Below are 806 nucleotides of genomic sequence, written 5' to 3' on the forward strand. Positions count from 1 at the left end.
CTTGCCGCTATTTTAACAGCATCGGTGTTTATCCTATTTCTGCCAGGTATGTTCGGCCTAGAGTTGGTATACAACAGTAATACGAAGATGCGTTTCATTGGCTCAATGATGTTTGTCACGATCATGGCGTACACCATGGAGAGGGCTAGAGTGTCAGCTGCTTTAGCGCATTCGAAGGTGAGTAAAGCTTTAGAGGATCTAGCGAGAACAGACGAACTGACAGGATTGCTGAATCGTCGTGGCGTTTCTGAACGTATCGATAGCGAACTGATTCGTTCTCAACGAGAAGGGCAGGAATTTAGTATCGTTATCTGTGACGTTGATTACTTCAAAAAGATAAACGATCGCTTTGGCCATGATGTTGGCGATCAAGTACTGGTGCAGCTAGCAGAAAAATTGCAAGCCACAGTTCGAGGAAGTGATAGCGTCGCGCGGTGGGGCGGAGAAGAGTTTATTGTTTTACTGCCGAATACGAGTATTGAACAAGCGTATCAATTGATCGAACGGATTCGTGAATCTATTGAGCAAGAGCGATTTATGTATTCTTCGCGTCGCGTGAAGGTTTCGATTAGCTGTGGTTTAGCTTCAACTAAGTTCTCGTCAGGCTTTTCTGGGCTTCTTAAAGCGGCAGATATCAGTTTGTACGAAGCAAAAGAAGAAGGGCGAAACTGTACTCGCCCTATTATCAAAAAAGCGTCTTAAGCGGCGCTTAAGCTTTCGCCTTCGAACGCTACGCCTTCCCAGCCAAATTCGATAAAGTTTCGAATATTTTGGTGATCAGTCCCTTCTGGGTTTTCGAGCACGTC

Annotated in this window: 2 protein-coding genes; one reads left to right on the top strand and one right to left on the bottom strand. The window is 45.3% G+C overall.

From position 1 onward, the window contains the following. Window positions 1-702: GGDEF domain-containing protein (locus A3739_RS00665; protein ID WP_231876966.1), on the top strand; the 702-nt coding region annotated here is incomplete at its 5' end. Here A3739_RS00665 and A3739_RS00670 read toward each other — a convergent pair. Beyond that, on the bottom strand, window positions 699-803 hold the full coding sequence (locus A3739_RS00670; protein WP_369821068.1) for a HopJ type III effector protein: 105 nt from the start codon (window positions 801-803) through the stop codon (window positions 699-701). The two genes, A3739_RS00665 and A3739_RS00670, sit on opposite strands and share 4 nt — an antisense overlap. Window positions 804-806 lie beyond the last annotated feature (3 nt).

It is taken from the genome of Oleiphilus sp. HI0067 (assembly GCF_001635735.1).